Annotated in this window: 1 protein-coding gene; it reads left to right on the forward strand. The window is 64.7% G+C overall.

Going from position 1 to position 326, the window contains the following annotated elements; all coding sequences use genetic code 11:
- Positions 1-326, forward strand: a 326-nt coding sequence (locus QRT08_RS18425; protein ID WP_286047454.1) for an isocitrate/isopropylmalate family dehydrogenase, incomplete at both ends; no start/stop codon positions are given.

The following is a 326-nucleotide window of genomic DNA, read 5'->3' on the forward strand; positions in this document are numbered from 1 at the left end:
GCCGGCATCGAGTGGGAGGCCGGCACCGACGCGGCCGAACAGGTCAGGGAGTTCGTCGAGAACGAGATGGGCCAAACCGACATCATCCACGAGGGGCCGGTCGGCATCGGCATCAAGCCCATCAGCGAGTTCGGCACCAAACGTCTCGTCCGCCGGGCGATCGACTACGCCCTCGAGAACGACCGCGATTCCGTCACCCTCGTTCACAAGGGCAACATCATGAAGTTCACCGAGGGCGCCTTCCGCGATTGGGGCTACGAGGTTGCCGACGAAGAGTACGGCGAGGAGGTGATCACCGAGGACACCCTCTGGGAGGAGCGCGACGG

The sequence above is a fragment of the Halalkalicoccus sp. NIPERK01 genome, from assembly GCF_030287405.1.
Taxonomy (GTDB): Archaea; Halobacteriota; Halobacteria; order Halobacteriales; family Halalkalicoccaceae; genus Halalkalicoccus.